The sequence below is a fragment of the Actinomadura madurae genome (assembly GCF_047130825.1).
Lineage (GTDB): Bacteria > Actinomycetota > Actinomycetes > Streptosporangiales > Streptosporangiaceae > Spirillospora > Spirillospora madurae.
The window spans coordinates 1,107,893-1,127,124 of the sequence record NZ_CP083237.1 but is presented as its reverse complement, the minus strand read 5'-3'; the positions used below and the strand labels follow the sequence as shown (position 1 = coordinate 1,127,124).

20 protein-coding genes are annotated in these 19,232 nt (G+C 74.8%); 15 read left to right on the top strand and 5 right to left on the bottom strand.

Annotated features, from left to right (window positions below):
* Positions 1-73: 73 nt before the first annotated feature.
* Together K8Z49_RS05130 and K8Z49_RS05125 are read left to right on the top strand one after the other, a co-directional pair.
* Positions 74-1,249 (top strand): sensor histidine kinase, encoded by a 1,176-nt coding sequence (locus K8Z49_RS05130; RefSeq protein ID WP_412517712.1) that lies wholly within the window; start codon positions 74-76, stop codon positions 1,247-1,249.
* A complete protein-coding gene (locus K8Z49_RS05125) occupies positions 1,237-1,899 on the top strand; it encodes a response regulator (RefSeq protein ID WP_412517711.1) in 663 nt (220 codons plus the stop codon). The genes K8Z49_RS05130 and K8Z49_RS05125 overlap by 13 nt, the downstream gene beginning before the upstream one ends.
* Before the next feature lie 28 nt (positions 1,900-1,927).
* Here the strand turns inward: K8Z49_RS05125 and K8Z49_RS05120 are convergent, their stop codons facing one another.
* Complete coding sequence (locus tag K8Z49_RS05120; protein ID WP_024935715.1) at positions 1,928-2,533, bottom strand: TetR/AcrR family transcriptional regulator; 606 nt, start codon at positions 2,531-2,533, stop codon at positions 1,928-1,930.
* Between the two features lie 112 nt (positions 2,534-2,645).
* Between K8Z49_RS05120 and K8Z49_RS05115 the strand changes: the two genes are divergently transcribed.
* The 9 genes from K8Z49_RS05115 (at position 2,646) to K8Z49_RS05075 (ending at position 10,526) form a co-directional block, all read left to right on the top strand.
* Complete coding sequence (locus K8Z49_RS05115; RefSeq protein WP_412517710.1) at positions 2,646-3,536, top strand: virginiamycin B lyase; 891 nt, start codon at positions 2,646-2,648, stop codon at positions 3,534-3,536.
* 64 nt (positions 3,537-3,600) lie between these two features.
* Positions 3,601-4,998 (top strand): MFS transporter, encoded by a 1,398-nt coding sequence (locus tag K8Z49_RS05110; protein ID WP_412517709.1) that lies wholly within the window; start codon positions 3,601-3,603, stop codon positions 4,996-4,998.
* A 52-nt stretch (positions 4,999-5,050) separates the two neighbouring features.
* Positions 5,051-5,836, top strand: a complete 786-nt coding sequence (locus K8Z49_RS05105) for an RNA ligase family protein (RefSeq protein ID WP_412517708.1) — start codon at positions 5,051-5,053, stop codon at positions 5,834-5,836.
* Positions 5,823-6,947 (top strand): AAA family ATPase, encoded by a 1,125-nt coding sequence (locus tag K8Z49_RS05100; protein WP_412517707.1) that lies wholly within the window; start codon positions 5,823-5,825, stop codon positions 6,945-6,947. The genes K8Z49_RS05105 and K8Z49_RS05100 overlap by 14 nt, the downstream gene beginning before the upstream one ends.
* Positions 6,948-7,011: 64 nt before the next feature.
* A complete protein-coding gene (locus K8Z49_RS05095; RefSeq protein ID WP_024935712.1) occupies positions 7,012-7,761 on the top strand; it encodes an SDR family oxidoreductase in 750 nt (249 codons plus the stop codon).
* A 103-nt stretch (positions 7,762-7,864) separates the two neighbouring features.
* A complete protein-coding gene (locus K8Z49_RS05090; protein WP_412517706.1) occupies positions 7,865-8,353 on the top strand; it encodes a phage holin family protein in 489 nt (162 codons plus the stop codon).
* The gene (locus K8Z49_RS05085; RefSeq protein WP_412517705.1) at positions 8,350-8,805 is read left to right on the top strand and encodes a DUF3618 domain-containing protein; all 456 of its coding nucleotides are present in this window, start codon (positions 8,350-8,352) and stop codon (positions 8,803-8,805) included. The genes K8Z49_RS05090 and K8Z49_RS05085 overlap by 4 nt, the downstream gene beginning before the upstream one ends.
* 25 nt (positions 8,806-8,830) lie before the next feature.
* Positions 8,831-9,898 (top strand): YihY/virulence factor BrkB family protein, encoded by a 1,068-nt coding sequence (locus K8Z49_RS05080; RefSeq protein ID WP_412517704.1) that lies wholly within the window; start codon positions 8,831-8,833, stop codon positions 9,896-9,898.
* Between the two features lie 61 nt (positions 9,899-9,959).
* Positions 9,960-10,526 carry a GNAT family N-acetyltransferase gene (locus tag K8Z49_RS05075; protein WP_075022287.1) on the top strand — a complete coding sequence of 189 codons (567 nt, stop codon included), beginning with the start codon at positions 9,960-9,962 and terminating at the stop codon, positions 10,524-10,526.
* A 13-nt stretch (positions 10,527-10,539) separates the two neighbouring features.
* Here K8Z49_RS05075 and K8Z49_RS05070 read toward each other — a convergent pair whose 3' ends face one another.
* The gene (locus K8Z49_RS05070) at positions 10,540-11,514 is read right to left on the bottom strand and encodes a helix-turn-helix transcriptional regulator (protein WP_021599363.1); all 975 of its coding nucleotides are present in this window, start codon (positions 11,512-11,514) and stop codon (positions 10,540-10,542) included.
* Positions 11,515-11,596: 82 nt separating this feature from the next.
* Between K8Z49_RS05070 and K8Z49_RS05065 the strand changes: the two genes are divergently transcribed.
* Together K8Z49_RS05065 and K8Z49_RS05060 are read left to right on the top strand one after the other, a co-directional pair.
* A complete protein-coding gene (locus K8Z49_RS05065; protein ID WP_412517703.1) occupies positions 11,597-12,391 on the top strand; it encodes an alpha/beta fold hydrolase in 795 nt (264 codons plus the stop codon).
* 131 nt (positions 12,392-12,522) lie between these two features.
* A complete protein-coding gene (locus tag K8Z49_RS05060; protein ID WP_412517702.1) occupies positions 12,523-13,557 on the top strand; it encodes an alpha/beta hydrolase in 1,035 nt (344 codons plus the stop codon).
* A gap of 157 nt (positions 13,558-13,714) precedes the next feature.
* On the opposite strand, the gene K8Z49_RS05055 is transcribed toward K8Z49_RS05060, so the two are convergent.
* Positions 13,715-15,568 (bottom strand): glycoside hydrolase family 3 protein, encoded by a 1,854-nt coding sequence (locus tag K8Z49_RS05055; protein WP_412517701.1) that lies wholly within the window; start codon positions 15,566-15,568, stop codon positions 13,715-13,717.
* Between the two features lie 187 nt (positions 15,569-15,755).
* Between K8Z49_RS05055 and K8Z49_RS05050 the strand changes: the two genes are divergently transcribed.
* A complete protein-coding gene (locus K8Z49_RS05050; RefSeq protein ID WP_200871881.1) occupies positions 15,756-16,202 on the top strand; it encodes a helix-turn-helix domain-containing protein in 447 nt (148 codons plus the stop codon).
* A complete protein-coding gene (locus K8Z49_RS05045; protein WP_021600270.1) occupies positions 16,195-16,563 on the top strand; it encodes a DUF4180 domain-containing protein in 369 nt (122 codons plus the stop codon). The genes K8Z49_RS05050 and K8Z49_RS05045 overlap by 8 nt, the downstream gene beginning before the upstream one ends.
* Before the next feature lie 39 nt (positions 16,564-16,602).
* Here K8Z49_RS05045 and K8Z49_RS05040 read toward each other — a convergent pair whose 3' ends face one another.
* Entirely contained in the window at positions 16,603-17,829 is a 1,227-nt protein-coding gene (locus tag K8Z49_RS05040; protein WP_021600271.1) for an AI-2E family transporter, read from the bottom strand.
* Between the two features lie 75 nt (positions 17,830-17,904).
* Positions 17,905-19,182: an APC family permease gene (locus tag K8Z49_RS05035; protein ID WP_111831611.1), complete on the bottom strand. Its 1,278-nt coding sequence runs from the start codon at positions 19,180-19,182 to the stop codon at positions 17,905-17,907.
* Positions 19,183-19,232: the final 50 nt, after the last annotated feature.

The window sequence follows — 19,232 nt, the reverse complement described above, 5'->3', positions numbered from 1 at the left end:
CCGACCGGGGAACGGGCGGGCACCGACTTTGGTCGGTGTCGGGCCGCGGGGCGTCGGGGCTAGCCTCGGTCCGGTGGACGAAACGACCCCCCACCTGCCCGAACGAGGTGCCTCCGGCGCGCGGGAGCGCCCGAGGCTCACCGCCGCGACCGTGACGGCCTGCTCCGCCGCGCTGGTCGTGGCGACGGTCCTGGGCCGTTTCGCCGACGACGTGGCGGGCTGGCGTCTCGCCCTGGACATCGCCGTCGGGGCGGCGAGCTGCCTGCTGTCCCCGCTGCTGGTGGGGCGGCCGGTCGCGGCGGCGCTGGCACTGACGGCCCTCGCGGCGCTGTCGCCGGCGGCGACCCCGCCGGCGAGCATGGGGGTCCTGCAGGTCGCGCAGCGCCGCCCGTTCCCGCTGGCCGCCCGGGTCGGCGCGGCGGGGGTCGCGGCGCACGTCGTCCAGGGGCTGTGGCAGCCGAACAGCGGGATCTCCTTCGGCTGGTGGCTGCTGCTGATCGCGTCCGGCTACGGCGCGCTGGTCGGCTGGGGCGCGTGGGCGCGGGCGCGCCGCGAGCTGCTGGAGTCGCTGCGCGAGCGGGCCCGCCGCGCCGAGGCCGAGCAGGGCCGCCGGGTCGCCGAGGCCCGCATGATGGAGCGGACGCGGATCGCGCGGGAGATGCACGACGTGCTCGCGCACCGGCTGTCGCTGCTGGCCACCTACGCGGGCGCGCTGGAGTACCGTCCGGACGCGCCGCCGGAGAAGCTGTCCCATGCCGCGGGGGTGGTCCGCGCCGGGGTGCATCAGGCGCTCGACGAGCTGCGCGAGGTGATCCTGCTCCTGCGCGCCGACGACGCCGCCGAGGAGGACCGTCCGCAGCCCGTCCTCGCGGACGTGCCCCGGCTGGTGGAGGAGTCCCGGGACGCGGGCACCCCCGTGGAGCTGCGCGACGACACGTCGGACGCGCCGGCGCTCCCCGCCGCCGCGGGCCGCACCGCGTACCGGGTGGTGCAGGAAGGACTGACCAACGCGCGCAAGCACGCCGCGGGCCGTCCCGTCCAGGTGGTGCTGGACGGGCGGCCCGGTGACCGGCTCGTCATCGACATCCGCAACCCCCTCGCCGGGGGCGGCGCGGGGCCGGTCGCGCCGGGCAGCGGGACGGGCCTGGTCGGTTTGACCGAGAGGGTCCGGCTGGCCGGCGGGCGGCTGGACCACGAGGCGGTCGCGGGCGAGTTCCGGTTGCGCGCCTGGCTACCATGGCCCGCGTGACCCGGCCCCTGCGCGTCCTGATCGTCGATGACGACGCGCTCGTCCGCGCCGGACTGTCGATGATGCTGGACGGGACGGGCGGCATCACGGTGGCCGGCGAGGCCGCCGACGGCGCCGAGGTGCCGGCCGCCGCCGACGCGCACGCCCCCGACGTCGTCCTGATGGACCTGCGGATGCCGCGCGTGGACGGCATCACCGCGACCCGCCGGCTGCGGGCCCGGCCGGACCCGCCGGAGGTGATCGTGCTGACGACGTTCGACTCCGACGAGAACATCCTGCACGCGCTGCGCGCCGGGGCCAGCGGGTTCCTGCTGAAGGACACGCCGCCGGACCAGATCGTGCACGCCGTCCGGCAGGTCGCCGCGGGCGACCCGATCCTGTCCCCGCGGATCACGCGCCGGCTCATGGACCGCGCCGCGGTGGAGGCCGGCGCCTACCAGCGGGCCCGTGCGGCGCTCGCCCGGCTCAGCCCGCGCGAGAACGAGGTGGTCCTGGCGATCGCCCGGGGGGCGTCCAACGCCGACATCGCGGAGGAGCTGTTCATGAGCGTGGCGACCGTCAAGGCGCACGTCTCCAGCGTCCTGACCAAGCTCGACCTCGACAACCGCACCCAGATCGCACTGCTCGCCCACGACGCCGGCCTCGCCTGACGCCCGCCGGGGCCGTCCAGAAGGCGGCTCAGGTGAGGAGGGCCCCGGCGCGGGCCGCGGCGCAGGCGGCCGCGGCGGCGCGGTCGGCGGCCTGCCGGCCGGCGGGTTCGCCGGTGATGAACAGCCGGTAGTACAGCGGGGCGACGGCGACCCGGACGACCTCGGCCGCGTCGGTCCCGGCGGGGACCTCGCCGCGGGCGGCGGCCCGTTCGACGACGGCGGCGGCCTGCTCGTGGCGGCGCGCGAAGAAGGCGTTCAGGGCGCGGGCGGCGTCGGTGCTCTGCGCGGCGGCCAGCACGAACGCGCGGGAGACCGGGCCCTCGCGGGGGTCGGCGAACCCGGCCTGGACGAGCCGAGCGATGGCCCGCAGGTCGCCGGCGAGGGTGCCGGTGTCGGGGATCGGCCAGGGTTCGGCGGCGGCGCGTTCGAGGGCGTCGGCGACGAGCCCGTCGGCGTTGCGCCAGCGCCGGTAGACGGTGGTCTTGTGGACGCCGGAGCGGGCGGCGACGCCTTCGACGGTGAGGCCGCGGTAGCCGTGCTCGGCCAACTCTGCGAGGGTGGCCTCCCGGACGGCGTCGCGCACCCGGGCGGTGCGGCCGCCGGGGCGCACGCTGCCCGGCCCCGCGGCGGTCACCGGGCGTCCGGGCGGTGTCGGCTGCTTCCCACGCCCCGATCGTAACGCAACACCGGTTGCGTTAACCTCGGCGCTGGGCGGAAACAGCAGTGGAGGACGAGGGGGGACGATCATGCCGCAGGGTTCGCACGCCACGATCAGGGAGTTCACGGTCTCGGGCCCGGACGCGGGCCCGTACGGCATCGCCGCCGGGCCGGACGGGGCGCTGTGGTGCACGCTCGTCCACGACGGCCGGATCGCGCGCCTGACGCCGGGCGGGGACCTCACCCTGCACGGTCCCGTCACCGGCGGCCCGATGATCATCACGGCGGGCCCGGACGGCGCGCTGTGGTTCACCGCCTTCCAGGGCTCCGTGGTCGGCCGGATCAGCACCGCGGGCGAGATCACCGAGTTCGCCGTCCCCGAGGGCTGCGGCCCCTGCGGGATCGCGGCCGGGCCGGACGGCGCCCTCTGGTTCACCCAGATGCACACCGGGCGCATCGGCCGGATCACCGTGGACGGGCGGGTGACCGACCATCCGGTCCCGGGCGAGGGCACGATGCCGTCGATGATCACCGCGGGCCCGGACGAGGCCCTGTGGTTCACCCTCAACCAGGGCAACGCCATCGGGCGGATCGCCCCCGGCGGGGACGTCACCGTCCACGCGCTGCCCACCGAGGGGTCCGCGCCGGTCGGCATCACCGCCGGGCCGGACGGCGCGCTGTGGTTCGTCGAGATCGGCACCGGGCACATCGGGCAGATCACCACCGACGGGAAGGTCACCGAGTTCCCGCTGCCCGACCCCGCCTCCCGCCCGCACGCGATCGTCACCGGCCCCGGCGACGACCTGTGGTTCACCGAGTGGGGCACCGCGCACATCGGGCGGATCACCCCCGACGGGCGGATCGACGAGCATCCGCTGCCGACGCCCGGATCCGAGCCGCACGGCCTGGCCGTCGGGCCGGACGGCGCGCTGTGGGTCGCCCTGGAGACGGGCGCCATCGCCCGCGTCGCCGTCAGCTGACCGCTTCCCTGCCGCCGCGGACGGTTCGGGCCACACCGAAGCATCCCGCCGCCACCGTGGGGGCATGGGTTCCACGACACATGCCACCGCCGGTCCCGAGACCCGCGTGCCCGTCCCCCGGCGCGGGGCGGCACTGGCCATCCTGTGCGCCGGGATGTTCCTGGTCCTGCTGGACGTGACGATCGTCAACGTCGCGCTTCCAGGGATCGGACGGGCGCTCGGCACCGGCCTGCCCGGCCTGCAGGGGGTCGTGGACGGGTACGCGGTCGCGATCGCGGGGCTGCTGCTCGGCGGCGGCGCCCTCGGCGACCGGATCGGCCACCGCAGGACGACCCTCGCCGGCTTCGCCCTGTTCGGGCTGGCGTCGCTGGCCTGCGGGGCCGCGCCCGGAGCCGGGCCGCTCATCGCGGCGCGCGTCGCCCAGGGGGCCGGGGCGGCGCTGCTCCTGCCCGGCAGCCTCGCCCTCGTCACCGCCATGTACCCGGGGCGCGCGGAGCAGGCGCGGGCGCTCGGGGCGTGGGCTGGCATCTCCTCCACGGCACTGCCCGCGGGACCGCTGCTGGGCGGGCTGCTCGCCGACACCGCGGGCTGGCGCTGGATCTTCCTGCTGAACGTCCCGATCACGGCCATGGCGATCATCGGCGTCAGCCTCCTCGTCCGCCCGCCCGAGGGCCGTGACGCGGGGCGGCGACAGGACGTCCCTCTGGACCGCGCCGGGCTGATTCTGGCGCCGCTCACCCTGGGCGGCCTGGTCTGGACCGTCATCGCCGCCGGCCACGGTCATCCGGGGACGGCCGCCGGCACCGCCGTCCTCACCCTGGCCGCGGGGGCCGCGTTCGTGGTCGCCGAGCGGCGGGCGGCGGCGCCGATCGTGCCGCGCGGGCTGCTGCGCGCCCCGGCGTTCCTCGGCGCGGGCGCCATCGCGCTGATCATGAACCTGGTCACCAACGGGGTGCTGTTCGTCGCCACGCTGTGGCTCCAGCAGGATGGGCACCGCTCCGCCCTGACCGCCGGCGCGATGCTGCTGCCGATGGCCGCCCCGCTGGCGTTCCTGGCCCCGGTCAGCGGGCGGCTCACGGCCCGGTACGGGACGCGGGTGCCGATAGCCGCGGGCGCCGCGATCGCCGCCGCCGGATGCGTGTCCCTGCTCGGCGCCGGGCCCGGCGGGTACGCGGCGCTGCTTCCGGCGCTGCTCGGCATCGGGATCGGGGACGGGCTGATCGTCACCGCCGTGGTCGCCGCCGCGATGCGCGCCGCGCCGCCCGCGGACGCCGGCCTGGCCGGGGGCTTCAGCAACACCGCCCGCCAGATCGGGACGGCGCTCGGCGTCGCGGTGTACGGGACCGTCGCCGGCCCCGCGCCGCGACCGGCGTTCACCTCCGGCCTGCACACCCTGGCCTGGGCGAGCATCGCGCTGTGGCTGGCCGCGCTCGCGCTGACCCGCGTCGTCCCGGCCCGCTGAGGCGCCGAAAACCGGTCGACATGATCGGGCGCGCTCGCCTACAACGGTCGGCATGCTTCGCAAGTACCCCCGGACCCGGCACATCGAGGGCTCCCGGCTCCAGCCAGGCGACCACGATCTCGCCGCGGTGCCGTTCGCGGCCATCGCCGGGTGGTACCTGGTGGTGGAGGAGAAACTCGACGGCGCCAACGCCGGCATCAGCTTCACCCCGGACGGTGACCTGCGGCTCCAGAGCCGCGGCCACTACCTGACCGGCGGGCCGCGCGAGCGCCAGTTCGGGCCGTTCAAGGCGTGGGCGGCGTCGGTCCAGCACGTCCTGCGCGAGCGTCTGCGGGACCGCTACGTCCTGTACGGGGAGTGGCTGTACGCCAAGCACACCGTCTTCTACGACGCGCTCCCCCACTACTTCTGCGAGTTCGACGTCCTCGACCTGGCGGACGGGACGTTCCTGTCGACCGCGCGGCGCCGGGAGCTGCTGGAGGGGACGCCGGTAGTGCCGGTCCCCGTCCTGCACGAGGGCCCCCTGCCGGAGGTGGCCGCGCTGACCGCGCTCGCGGGGCCGTCCACGTGCCGCACCCCGGCGTGGCGGGACGCGCTGCGGGACGCGGCGCGGGCGGGCGGCGCCGACCCCGATCGCGTCACCGAGGAGACCGACACCTCCGAGGAGATGGAGGGCCTCTACATCAAGGTGGAGGAGGACGGGCAGACCGTCGGCCGCTACAAGTGGGTCCGGCCGAGCTTCCTCACCGCGATCCTGGACTCCGGCACCCATTGGCAGGACCGGCCGATCGTCGCCAACGGGCTCGCCGACCCGGAGGTGTTGTATGCGGGTGTTTGAGGAGCTGTGCCCGGCGCCGCCGCACTGGACCGTCCCCTGGGACCGGATCCGCGACGCCTTCGACTGGGTGCGCGACATGGCCGGGGTCCCGCAGGACGCGGTCTACCACGGCGAGGGCGACGTCGAGGTCCACACCCGGCTGGCGTGCGAGGCGCTGGCGTCGCTGCCGCAGTGGCGGGCGCGACCCGCGGCCGAGCGGGTGCGGCTGTTCACGACCGTGCTGATGCACGACATCGCCAAGCCGCACTGCACCGCCGTCGACGACGACGGCCGCATCACCGCCCGCGGCCACTCCCGGCGCGGCGACCTGATGGTGCGCCGCATCCTGTGGGAGCTGGGCGCGCCGGTCGCGTGGCGCGAGCACGTGGCCGCGCTGATCCGCCACCACCAGGTGCCGTTCTGGGCGCTGGAGCGCCCCGACCTGCAGCAGATCGCGTTCCGGGTCAGCCTGCTGGCCCGCAACGACGACCTGGTGCTGCTGGCGTCGGCCGACATCCTCGGCCGGATCTGCCCCGACACCGAGGAGCTGCTGGAGAACGTCGCCCTGTATGGGGAGTACTGCGCCGAGCAGGACTGCCTGGACGGGCCGCGCGCGTTCCCGTCCGACCACGCCCGGTTCTGGTACTTCCGCAAGCCCGGCCGCGACCCCGGGTACGCCGCCTACGACGACACGCGCTGCACCGTGACCGTCCTGTCCGGCCTGCCGGGCGTGGGCAAGGACCACTGGATCGAGGCGAACCGGCCGGACGTGCCGGTCGTCAGCCTCGACCGGCTCCGCGCCGAGATGGGCGTCGGCCCGGCCGGCGACCAGCGCGCCGTGGCCGCCGCCGCGCACGAGCTGGCCCGCGGGCACCTGCGCGCCGGGCGGTCGTTCGTGTGGAACGCCACCAACGTGTCGCGGACGCAGCGCGACCTGTGCACCGGCCTCATCGCCGGCTACCGGGGGCGCGTCGAGGTGGTCGCGCTGGAGGCGCCGCCGCGGGTGCTGCGGGACCGCAACCGGGCGCGGGCGGCGCCGGTCCCGGACGCGGTGATCGACCGGCTCGTCCGCCGCTGGGAGACCCCCGACCCGACCGAGGCGCACCGCGTCGACTGGCTCGCCACCGTCTGAGCTGGTACGTCTGAGCTGGTACGCCTGAGCTGACAGGCGGGCGGTATCGGACGGGAGGTCGCCGATGGAGGGACGGGTCGCGCTGGTGACGGGCGCCGGATCGGGCATCGGCGCCGCGATCGCGGCGGCGCTGCTGGACGGCGGCTGGCGCGTCGCGCTGGCCGGGCGCCGCGCCGGGCGCCTGGAGGAGGCGGCGGCGCGCGGCGGGGCCGGGGAGGCGCTGGCGGTGCCCGCCGACGTCACCGACCCCGGCTCGGTCGAGGGGCTGTTCGGCGCCGTCCGCGACCGGTGGGGGCGCCTGGACCTGCTGGTCAACAACGCGGGCGTGTTCGGTGCGTCCGCGCCCGTGGAGGAGTTCTCCCACGACGAGTGGCGCACGGTGGTCGACACCAACCTGACCGGCGCGTTCCTGTGCGCGCAGCAGGCGTTCCGGATGATGAAGGACCAGGACCCGCAGGGCGGCCGGATCATCAACAACGGGTCCCTGTCGGCGCACACGCCGCGTCCCCGGTCGGTGGCCTACACCGCCAGCAAGCACGCCGTGACGGGGCTGACCAAGACGCTGTCGCTGGAGGGCCGCCCGTACCGGATCGCCTGCGGGCAGATCGACGTGGGCAACGCCGCCACCGAGCTGACCGGCGGTTTCGGCGCGGGCACCCTGCAGGCGGACGGGACGGTGAAGGCCGAGCCGAGGATGGACGTGCGCCACGTCGTCGACGCCGTCCTCTACATGGCCGGGCTGCCGCTGGAGGCCAACGTCCAGTCGTTGACGGTGATGGCCACCACGATGCCCTCGTTCGTGGGCCGCGGCTGACCCCCGCGTTCACCGCGGGTCGGGGCGCGGACACGTTTAGCCCATGAGCTGAGGGAACGCCACCACCAGGCTTCGTAACGATATGCGGAGGAGGCCTGGAGCGATGAGCATCGCGCGTCGGCAACACGATGGTGAGGGCCAGACCGGGACGCTGGGAGCACACCGGCAGGATTTCGGGCGCGCACCGGAGTCCGGTGACGGGCGTCACGGGGCGGGCACGGGCGAGCTGGTCCGGCAGGCCGCGCAGCAGGTGTCGGAGCTGATGCGCGCCGAGATGCGCCTGGCGGCGGCCGAGCTGAAGGACAAGGCCCGCCACGCCGGCACCGGCGCGGGCATGTTCGGCGGCGCGGCCCTGGTCGCCCTCTACGGGCTGGGGGCGCTGCTGGCCGCGGCGATCGCGGGGATCGCGGTGACGCTGCCGGTGTGGGCCGCGGCGCTGATCATCGGCGGGTTCCTGATGCTGGTGGCGGGTGTGCTGGCGATGCTGGGCCGCGCGCAGACCAGGCGCGCCACACCGCCCCGGCCGGAGAAGGCGATGGACGAGGCCCGGCAGGCCGTGGCCGAGCTGAAGGAGAGGGCGACGCACCGATGACCACGCAGGGCAAGCACGGCGCGGCCGCCGGGACCGAGGAGCTGCGCCAGGACGTCGACCGGGCGCGCCACGAGCTCGGTGACACGGTGGAGCAGCTGGCCGCGAAGGCCGATGTGAGGGCGATGGCCCGGCAGAAGGCCGAGTACGCGCGGGGCAGGGCCCGCGACGCGGCCGCGTCGGCGTGGCGGGCGGCCGGCTCGGAGAAGACGGTGTCCAGGGCGCGGCGGGGCGGGATCGTGATCGGCTCCGCGGGCGCCGTCGCCGGCGCCGCCCTGTGGATGCGCCGCCGGGGCACGCCGCGGATGCGGCTCGGCGGCACGCCGCGGATGCGGCTCGGCGGCACGCCGCGGATGCGGCTCGGCCGCGGCCGCAGGGCACCGGTCCAGGTCCGGTTCCGCACCGGCCAGAAGCGCGCCATCGAGGTGCGCCGCCGGCGCCGGAAGTTCTTCTGAGAGGGCCGGGAAAGAGGACGGACTCATGCACGGCCGAACCAGCGCGTTCCTGCGCAGAGGACCCGGCGCGCCGACAGATCTGCCCGTGCGGTCGTGGGGGCAGGCGCTCAAGCGCACCGCCGGCGAGTTCAAGAAGGACAACCTGTCCGACTGGGCCGCCGCGCTCACCTACTACTCCATCCTGTCGATCTTCCCGGCGATCCTGGTGGTGGTGTCGCTGGTGGGCCTGGCCGGCCAGTCGGCCACCGACGACCTGATCGACAGCGTCGGGGACCTGGCGCCCGGATCGGTCCGGGACCTGCTGATCAGCAGCATCCGGCAGCTGGAGGGCGGCAGCGGCGGCGCGGGCGTCGTCGCGGTGCTGAGCCTGGGCGCCGCGGTGTGGTCGGCGTCGGGGTACGTAGGGGCGTTCATGCGCGCCTCCAACGTCGTCTACGACGTGCCCGAGGGCCGGCCGTTCTGGAAGACCGTGCCGATCCGCGTCGGCGTCACGCTGCTGACGCTGGTGCTGCTGTCGGCGTCGGTGATCGCGGTGGTGGTGTCAGGGCCGCTGGCCCGGGAGATCGGCGAGATTCTCGGGCTCGGCTCGCAGGCGGTCACGATCTGGGGCATCGCCAAGTGGCCGGTGCTGGTGCTGGTGGTGAGCCTGCTGTTCTCGCTGCTGTACTGGGCCTCCCCCAACGCCAGGCGCGGGTTCCGGTGGGTCACGGCGGGCGGTGTCCTGGCGATCGTCCTGTGGCTGGCCGCGTCCGGGCTGTTCGCGCTGTACGTGGCGAACTTCGCCTCCTACAACAAGACCTACGGCAGCCTGGCCGGGATCATCATCTTCCTGGTGTGGCTGTGGATCACCAACCTGGCGATCCTGCTGGGCGCCGAGCTGAACGCCGAGATCGAGCGCGGCCGGGCGATCGCCGGCGGGCAGTCGGCCAAAGAGGAGCCGTACGTGGAGTTCCGCGACACCCGCGCGTTCGACGAGGACCAGCGGCGCGAGACCGGTGTCGGGGAGACCGGGACGCCGGAGGAGGCGGGAACCGGGGACAAGGCCGCGGAGGCCGGGCGGCGGGAGCACGGGAGCGGCGCCCACCGGTCCTAGGGCGGCCGTCCCGGGGAATCACGGGTCGCATAAGGGCGATTACCGTGAATAGGATCATCGCATGCTCCGTCCCGCCTATCCGATCGAGACCGAGCGTCTGATCCTGCGGCCGTTCCGCGAGGACGACCTTGAGGGCCTGTACGCCTACCAGTCGCTGCCGGAGGTGGCGCGGTACCTGTACTGGAAACCGCGTTCACTGGAGGAGTCGCGTTCGTTCCTGAAGCAGAAGATGAGCGCGGCGACCGTGGAGAAGGAAGGCGACTGGCTGGTCCTGGCCGTCGAGTGGCGCGAGACCGGCGAGCTGATCGGCGAGGTCAACCTGCAGTGGCGCAGCCGGGAGCACCGGCAGGGCGAGATCGGCTACATCTTCAACCCGGCCTACCACGGCAAGGGGTTCGCCACCGAGGCCGCCGAGGCGGTGCTGCGGCTGGGCTTCGAGGGGCTGGACCTGCACCGGGTGTGCGGCCGGCTGGACGGCCGCAACGCCGCGTCCGCCCGCGTCCTGGAGCGGCTCGGCATGCGCCGCGAGGCGCACCTGATGCAGAACGAGATCGTCAAGGGCGAGTGGAGCGACGAGGTCATCTACGCGATGCTCCGCCACGAGTGGGACGCCCGCACCTCCTTCTGACCCGCGCCGCGGGTCACCGCCCGGCCTGCTCCTGGAGTGAGCGGGCCAGGTCGCGGACGTGGCCGCGCAGCTCGCCGGGGCGGCGGATGACGAATGGGAAGCCGAGTCCGGCCAGCATCCGCGCCATCCCGTCCAGGCGCTCGGCACGGGTGGTCAGCAGCACTCCCCCGGCGTCCTCGGCCAGCGTCGCGGTCGCGGCGGGGATCCGGCGCCGCGCCTCGGCGATCGTGGTCTCCAGCAGCACCTCCACCTCGTGGGCGTAGGGGACGGCGGCCAGTGACCGGGTGACGTGCTGGACGGGGTCGAGGCCGGCGGGCGGCTCGAAGCGCGCGGTGCCGGGCTCGGCGGAGGCGACGCGGTCGATCCGGAACGTGCGGATCTCGCCGCTGCGGTGGTCGTGGCCGGTGACGTACCAGCGGCCGGAGTGGAACACCAGGCCGTAGGGGTCCAGGTCGCGTTCGGTGTCGGCGCCGCGGAAGGAGCGGTAGCGCAGCCGGACGCGGCGGCGTTCGCGGGCGGCCGCGGCGAGGGTGAGGACGGCGCCGGTGTCGGGGGCGGCACCGCGGACGGCGGCGTCCCGCGCGGGGGCGGTGAACCCGAGGGTGTCGCGCAGCGCCTGGACGCGGTCGCGCAGCGCGGCGGGAAGGACGCGCTCCACCTTGGCGAGGGCGCTCTCGGTGGCCTGCCCCGGAAGCCCGATCCGCCGTCCGGCCAGCAGGCCGAGCACCACGGCGGTGGCCTCGTCGTCGGTGAGCATGAGCGGCGGCAGCTTGTAGCCGGGCATGAGCCGGTAGCCGCCGTGGCGCCCGCGTTCGGCGGTGACGGGGACGCCGAGGTCCTCCAGCCGGGCGGCGTAGCGGCGGACGGTGCGCTCGTCCACGCCGAGCCGCCGCGCCAGCTCCGCGCCGCCGATGCGCTGGTTGGCCTGCAGCAGCTCCAGCATGGCCAGGACACGGGTGGTCGGATGCGACGGTGGAGGATGTGACACAGGCCACTCCATAAATCCGGGCGGTTTCTGTCCGGTATCGACCGTAGCGTGGGATCACATCCACGAGAAAGGACGGCCGACCGTGACTTCTGACAGCGGGACTTCTGACACCGTGACCTCCGGCGAGGCGACGTTCGTGCTGGTCCCCGGCTACTGGCTCGGTGCCTGGGCCTGGGACGCGGTGGCGGCGGAGCTGCGCGCGGCGGGGCACGCCGTCCACGCGGTGACCCCCGCCGGGCAGGCCGAGCGGGCGGAGCAGTCCGCGCCCGGCGCCGACGTCGAGACCCAGATCGCCGACCTGGTGAGGCTCATCGAGGACGCGGACATGCGCGAGGTCGTCCTCGTCGCCCACAGCGGCGCCAACATGGCCGTCACCGGCGCCGCCGACCGGATCCCCGAGCGGATCGCCAACGTCGTGTACGTCGACAGCGGGCCGATGCCGTCCGGCATGGCCGGCATCGACTTCCACGACGCCGAGGCGCGCGCCGAGCTCGAGAAGGCGGTCGCCGAGCAGGGCGGCGGATGGCGCATCCCGGTGCCGCCGTTCGACGCCGCCGCCGACCCGGTCAACCTCGCGGGCCTCACCGAGGAGCACCTGGCCGCCATGCGCGGGCGCGGCACGCCCCAGCCGTTCGGCACCGCGACGCAGGCGCTCACCCGCCCCGACCCGCTGCCGGCGACGCCGCGCACGCTCATCGCCACCACGATCCCGCTCGACGCGGTCAGGCAGATGGGCGACAGCGGCCACCCCGTCTTCTCGCTGATGACCGGGCCCGGCTGGACCTACCGGGAGCTGCCGACCGGGCACTGGCCGATGCTGTCGGCGCCGCGCGAGCTCGCCGCGCTGCTGGCCGGGGTCGCCGCCGGCGGCTCCTGAAGCACTCACTTCTCCACAGCCGCACGGGCGTTTCTTGTTACCCGCCCATGTAGATCATTCCGGCCGGGTCGAGGACACTCTGCGGAAGTCGCGCGGCCACGGGGGTCGGGCCTGATCCGCGAGGTGAGCAGATGACACCCACCGCCCGCCATCGATCACACCGCGTGCACCGGCGGCGCTCGCTGGCGTCCGGGGCGATCACCGTCGTCGTGGCCGCGGGCCTCGGCGCGGTCGGCACGGGGCCGGCGCGGGCGCTGGCGGGCCCGGTCAAGGCGGACGACGGCGCGCGCATCACCGCGGAGAAGAAGATCGCCTCCCGCGCGGTCGACATCACGATCGCCTCGCCCGCGCTGGGCAAGTCGGTGAAGGCCCGCATCCTGCTCCCGGCGAACTGGTCGCGCAACGCGACGGCGACGTGGCCCGTGCTGTACGCCTTCCACGGCGGGCAGGACAACTACACCTCCTGGACCAAGAACAGCGACATCGAGGCGTGGGCGGCGAAGTACAACGTCATCGTCGTCATGCCGGAGGGCGAGAACGGCTCCTACACCGACTGGTACAACTACGGCAAGGGCGGGTCGCCCAAGTGGGAGACCTTCCACACCGCCGAGGTGCGCCAGCTGATGGAGCGCAACTACCACGCGGGCGCGCTGCGCGCGGCGATCGGCAACTCCTCCGGCGGCGCGGGCGCGATGTCGTACGCGGCGCGGCATCCGGGGCTGTTCAAGTACGCGGCGTCGCTGAGCGGGATCCTGTCGATGCGCTCGATCGGGATGCCGGCGATGCTGATGTTCCTGAACGCCGGCAACGGGCAGGACCCGTTCGCGATCTGGGGCGTCCCGTGGGCCGACGACGCCAACTGGGCGGCGCACGACCCGTCCTCGCTGGCGCCCAAGCTGCGCGGCACGGGGCTGTTCTTCTCCGCCGGCACGACCGGCCGCCCGGGGCCCGGCGACCCGGACGTGGCGCCGTGGGACATCGGCCTGCTCAGCGAGATCGCGGTGGGCGCGAACAACAAGGACTTCAAGAAGCGGCTGGACGAGCTGAAGATCCCCTACACCGCCCACATCTACGGCGACGGCCGCCACAACTGGCCGGCGTGGATCCGTGAGGCGGCGGCGATCTGGCCGACGCTGATGAAGTCGCTCGGCGCGCGGAAGGCGTGACGCCGGGGCGCCGCCTCCGCGGACGGCGCCCCCTGGCCCGACATGAACCAGAACCCGGCCCGGTTCCGGTGCGGCTGCGGCTGCCGACCCGGGACCGGGCCGCCGCGTCCGCGGGCGCCCGGCCGCCGGCCAGGCCGGGCGCCCGCGGATGCGGCGGTCAGTAGCCCAGCCCGTGCCCGTAGGGGTAGAGGACGGAGCCGGGCTGGTCCTTGACGGGGATGGCGACGGGCAGGCGGCCGCGCGGGTTCAGCTCGCCGAACAGCGTCCGGGCGGCCGAGCGCAGCGCCTCGGCGGTGTAGGAGTAGGTGGCGAGGTAGGTGGTCGCCTCGGGGAACCAGGCGATGTCGTAGGGGTCGCGGAGCGCGATCACGACGACGGGCCGGCCGGTGGCGATGAGCGCCTTGACGAGGTTCGTCTGGCCGGGCCCGTTGTGGCCTGGCTCGTCCTTGACGTCCCAGGCGCGGTTGGTGACGGCGACGACGAGGTCCTTGTCCTTCGCGGCGGCGACGGCCTGGTCGATCTCGGCCTGGCCGGGGTTGATGCCGGTCTGCCGGATGGTGGTGACGGCGCCGCGGCGGGCGATCTCGGTGCCGAGGGAGGCGGTGGTGGACACCCCCCAGCCGGTGACCAGCACGTCGCGGGCGCCGGGCCGCAGCGGCAGGATCCCGGCGCCGTTCTTGACCAGGGTGGTGGTGCGGTCGGTGGCGCGCTGCGCGGCGGCCAGGTGCGCGGGTGTCCCGACGATCTGGTCGATCTTCGACTCGTCGGCGTAGGGGTCGCGGAACAGGCCGCGCTTGCGCTTCAGCTCCAGGATCCGGTAGACGGACTCGTCGAGGCGCTCGCGCGTCAGCTCACCGGTCTTGACGGCGTTGACGACGGCGGCGAGCTGGCGGGGGAACACGCCGTCGCCCTGGGCGTCCGCCGGCGGTTTGAGCAGGACGTCCGCGCCGGCCTTGAGGGCGAGGACGGGGATGTTCTCGTCGCCGTACTTGTCGCGGACGCCCTGCATGTCGAGCGCGTCGGTGACGACGACGCCTCGGTAGCGCAGCTGCTCGCGCAGGATGCCGGTGAGGATGGGCCGCGACAGCGTGGCGGGGTCGCCGGAGGGGTCCAGCGACGGGACGACGATGTGCGCGGTCATGATGGAGTCGACGCCGTGCCGGATCGCGGCGCGGAACGGCGGCAGGTCGAGCCGCTCCCATTCGGCGCGGGTGTGGTCGATGTGCGGGACGCCGGTGTGGCTGTCGGTGGTGGTGTCGCCGTGTCCCGGAAAGTGCTTGACGGTCGGGGTCACTCCCCCGGAGCGGTATCCGCCGACCTGCGCGGTGACCATGGAGGCGACCAGGGCGGGGTCGGACCCGAAGGACCGGACGCCGATGACGGGGTTGGCCGGGTTCACGTTGACGTCGGCGTCGGGCGCGTAGTCCTGGTTGACGCCGATGGCGCGCAGCTCGCGTCCGGTGATGCGGGCCAGGGCGCGGGCGTCGCCGGTGCGTCGCCCGGCGGCCAGCGCCATGGCGCCGGGCGACTGCGTGGCGGGCGGCTGGACGCGGGCGACGATGCCGCCCTCCTGGTCGGTGGCGATCGTGGCGGGGATCTTCAGCGGCGTCGCCGCGGCGGCGCGCTGGATGCCGTTGGAGAAGGCGGCGAGCTGGTGCGGGTCCCGGACGTTCTCGCCGTAGTAGATGATCCCGCCGGGGTGGTAGCGGGCGATGACCTGGGCGGCGTCGTCGACCCCGTACAGCCTGCGGTTGGCGGCGACGGCGGCGGGGTCGGTGGTGGTCGCGCTGGTCCCGAAGATCTGCAGGACGAACAGCTGGGCGGCCTTGTCCTCCAGCGACATCGAGCGCAGGAGCCGCAGCAGCCGCGGGTCCTTGCCGCCGTGCCGCGCGGCCTGCGCCGCCGCGGCGGGCGCCGCGGCGGCGTCCGGTGCGGCCAGGCCGGTCACGGCGAGGGCTCCCGCCGTGAGGCCGGCGAGCCACCGGCGGCGGCGCGTCCTGGGACGGTACATGTCGGCTCCCTCCCGCCCCCGAGCGGCCCGATGATCAAGGTTCCTCCTGGCACGTTAGACCGGCCGGGCGCGCCCGTCCATGGCAATGGTCGACGATCCGCCCGGGAACCGGCCCCGCCCGGCCCTGGCAAGCCGGGCATGCCATAAACATCCGCATCACTCTCTATATACAGTAGTTTAGGGAGTGATGGAGCAGAAAATGTACTCGGTCGAGGAGGTCGCCGATCTCCTCGGGCTGCATGTGCGGACGGTGCGCGGCTACATCCGCGACGGCCGGCTCAACGCGGTGCGGATCGGCAAGCAGTACCGGATCGCCCCGGCGGACCTGGAGGCGCTGACCGGGCGTGCCCGCCGCGCCGCCCCGCTTCCGGGGCCCGGCGCGGTGGAGGTGTCGAGCATCGTGCAGATCGACGGGGTCGGCCGGGCCGCGGCCGACCGGCTGGGCACGCTCGTCCTGGCCGGGATCAGCACCGGCGACCCGGCGCACCCGCTGCGCGTCCAGGTCGTCCACGACGAGGAACGGAACCGGATGAAACTGGTGATCATGGGCGGCGCGGCCGCCACGGCCGACGTCCTGCGGCTGCTGGATTCGGTACTCGGCGGTCTGTCGAACGGGGAGGACGGCGATGCCTGACGTGATCCGGGAGCGGGCCGGCGTCGCGGTGCTGATGTGCGATCCGGACGGCCCGCCGGTGGCCACGGTCCAGGACGCGCTCGACCTGATCGGCGCGTCGTTCCTCGGCGCCGAGGCGGTGGCGGTGCCCGTGGCGCGGCTGGACGAGCGGTTCTTCTCGCTCGGCACCCGCCTCGCCGGCGAGATCATGCAGAAGTTCGCCAACTACCGGCTGCGGCTGGCGGTCGTCGGCGACGTCTCCGCGCACGTGGCGGCGAGCCCGGCGCTGCGCGCCCTCGTCCACGAGTCCGGCACCGCCGGCCACGTGTGGTTCGTGCCCGACCTGGACGCGCTGGACGACCGACTCCGCGCGGTCGCCTGAGCCCGCCGCGCCGGGGTGCGGGTCAGTCGCGGCACCGGGTCAGTCGCGGCGCAGCCACCGCCACCAGCGTCCGGCGGGCGCGTCCGGCTCGGTCAGCGGATGCACCTCCACGTCGTAGCGGCGCACGTAGGCGGTGGCGAAGGCCTGGATGGTGGCGCCGAGCGGGATCGCCAGGAGCACCCCGATGGGCCCGGCGACGGCCGCTCCGGCCAGGATGAGCCCGAACGCGACCGCCGGGTGCATGTCGAGGGTCCGCGCGGTGATGCGCGGCTGCAGCAGGTAGTTCTCCAGCTGCTGGTAGGCCAGGACGAACAGCAGCATCCACAGCGCCGTCGACGGCCCCTTCGTCAGCGCGATGAGCACGGGCACCGCCCCCGCCAGGTAGGTGCCGACGGCCGGGATGAACTGCGACACCACCCCGACCCACAGCGCCAGCGTCGCCGCGTAGGGGACGCCGAGCCCGGCCATGGCGGCGTAGTGGGCGATGCCGGAGATGAGGGCCAGCAGGCCCCGCGAGTAGATGTAGCCGCCGGTCTTGTCGACGGCGATCTCCCAGGCGCGCAGCACCTGGTGCTGGCGTTGCGGCGGCAGCACCGAGCAGACCGTCCGGCGGAACCGCGGGCCCTCCGCCGACAGGTAGAAGGTGAACAGCAGCACGCCGAGGGTGTTGAAGATGACGCCGAACGCGGTGGTGCCGATCCCCCACACGTTGCCCGCGATCGACGACAGGTGGCGGGTCAGCGCGCCGCTGACGGTGGGCAGCCGCTCGAACAGCGTCTCCTGGGACAGGTTCGTCCCGAACGTGTCGTTCACCCAGCCGATGAGGCTGCGGACGTAGCCGGGGAACCCGTCGATGAGGTTGGTGGTCTGGGTGGCCAGCAGCGACCCGATGCCGCCGAGGAACCCGGCGAGCAGCAGGCCGATGACCAGGAACATCGCCCCGGTCGCCAGACCGCGCCGCCACCCGCGCCGCGCCAGCCAGTTCACCGCCGGCTCGATCGCGAACGCCAGGAACAGCGAGATGAGCAGGAGCAGCAGCAGCTCCCGGAGCCGCTCCAGCAGCCACAGCCCCGCCATGAACGCCAGCACGACCGCGCCGGCCAGCACGAACGCCTTCGGCAGCCACGGCGGCATCCGGTGGGCGGGGCCGGCGGCGGCCCGCGCGGCGTGGTCGTCGGGCGGGACGTCGGCGGGCCCGTAGACGGACGCGGGGGCGAACGTCTCACCGGGTGCCTCGCCGGGTGCGCTGCCGGACGTGGGCGGCATTCCCGCACGTTAACGGCACCGCCGGGGTCCTCCCGGACGTCCTGCCCAAGCGCGTGCCCGGCCTTTGCCGAGATTTCACCCCTCGCGCCCCGCGCCGGATGCCCGGTGGCGCAGCACCAGCCACCGGCCGGCCAGCCCGGCGGCGAACATCGCCGCGCCGGCGAGGACGGACGGCCAGGGCAGCGCGGCCGACAGGGTCACGCAGCCGGCGGCGCCGAGCAGGTGCAGGGCGCGCGGCCACCGGCGGTCGGCGGCGGGCTGGGTGAGCGCCGCGGCGTTGGCGATGGCGTAGTAGACCAGGACGCCGAACGAGGAGAAGCCGATCACGCCGCGCAGGTCGGCGGTCGCCACCAGCACGCTCACCGCGGCCGCGAGGGCGATCTCGGCATGGTGCGGCACCCGGTGGCGGGGGTGGACGGCGGCGAGCCGGACGGGCAGGTCACCGTGGCGGGCCATGGCCAGGCCGGTCCGGCCGACACCGGCGATCAGGGCCAGCAGCGCGCCGAGCGCCGCCACCGCCCCGCCGGCCCGCACCACCGGGGCCAGGGCGGGGGCACCGGCCGCCTCGACGGCGGTGGCCAGCGGCGCGGCCGAGCCGGCGAGCCGGTCCGGCCCGGCGGCCAGCAGCGCCGCCGTCCCCACCACCAGGTAGATCGCGACCGTGAGGAACAGGGCGATCGGGATGGCGCGGACGATGGTGCGGCGCGGGTCGCGGACCTCCTCCCCCATGGTGGCGATGCGGGCGTAGCCGGCGAAGGCGAAGAACAGCAGCCCCGCGGCCTGCAGGACGCCGTAGGCGCCGCCCGCCCGCAGGGACGCCCACCCGCCCAGGTTCGCGGCGCCGGCGTCGCCGCCCGCAGCGATGCCGGCCACCACGACCGCCAGCGCGGTCAGGGTGCCGGCGACGAGCACCCGGGTGAGCATGGCGGTCCTGGTGACGCCGCGGTAGTTGAGGGCGGCCAGCCCGAGCACGGCCGCGACGGCGGCGGCGCGCTGCGCCCACCAGGGGCCCGGGACCGCGTAGGAGGCGAACGTGAGCGCCATGGCGGCGCACGAGGCGGTCTTGCCGACCACGAACCCCCACCCGGCCGTGAAGCCCCACCAGTGGCCGAGGCGCTCGCGTCCGTAGACGTAGGTGCCGCCAGACGTGGGGTAGACGGCCGCGAGCTGCGCGGAGGCGGTCGCGTTGCAGTACGCGATCACCGCGGCGGCCAGCAGCCCGATCAGCAGGCCGGTGCCGGCGGCGCGGGCGGCGGGGCCGAAGGCGGCGAACACCCCCGCCCCGAGCATCGACCCGAGCCCGATCACCACCGCGTCGCCGGTGCCGAGCCGGCGCGTGAGGTGTTCGGCCATGGCGCGTCTCCTCGGGCTGGGTCGTTCCTCGGCGCCGTCATCCCTCGGCG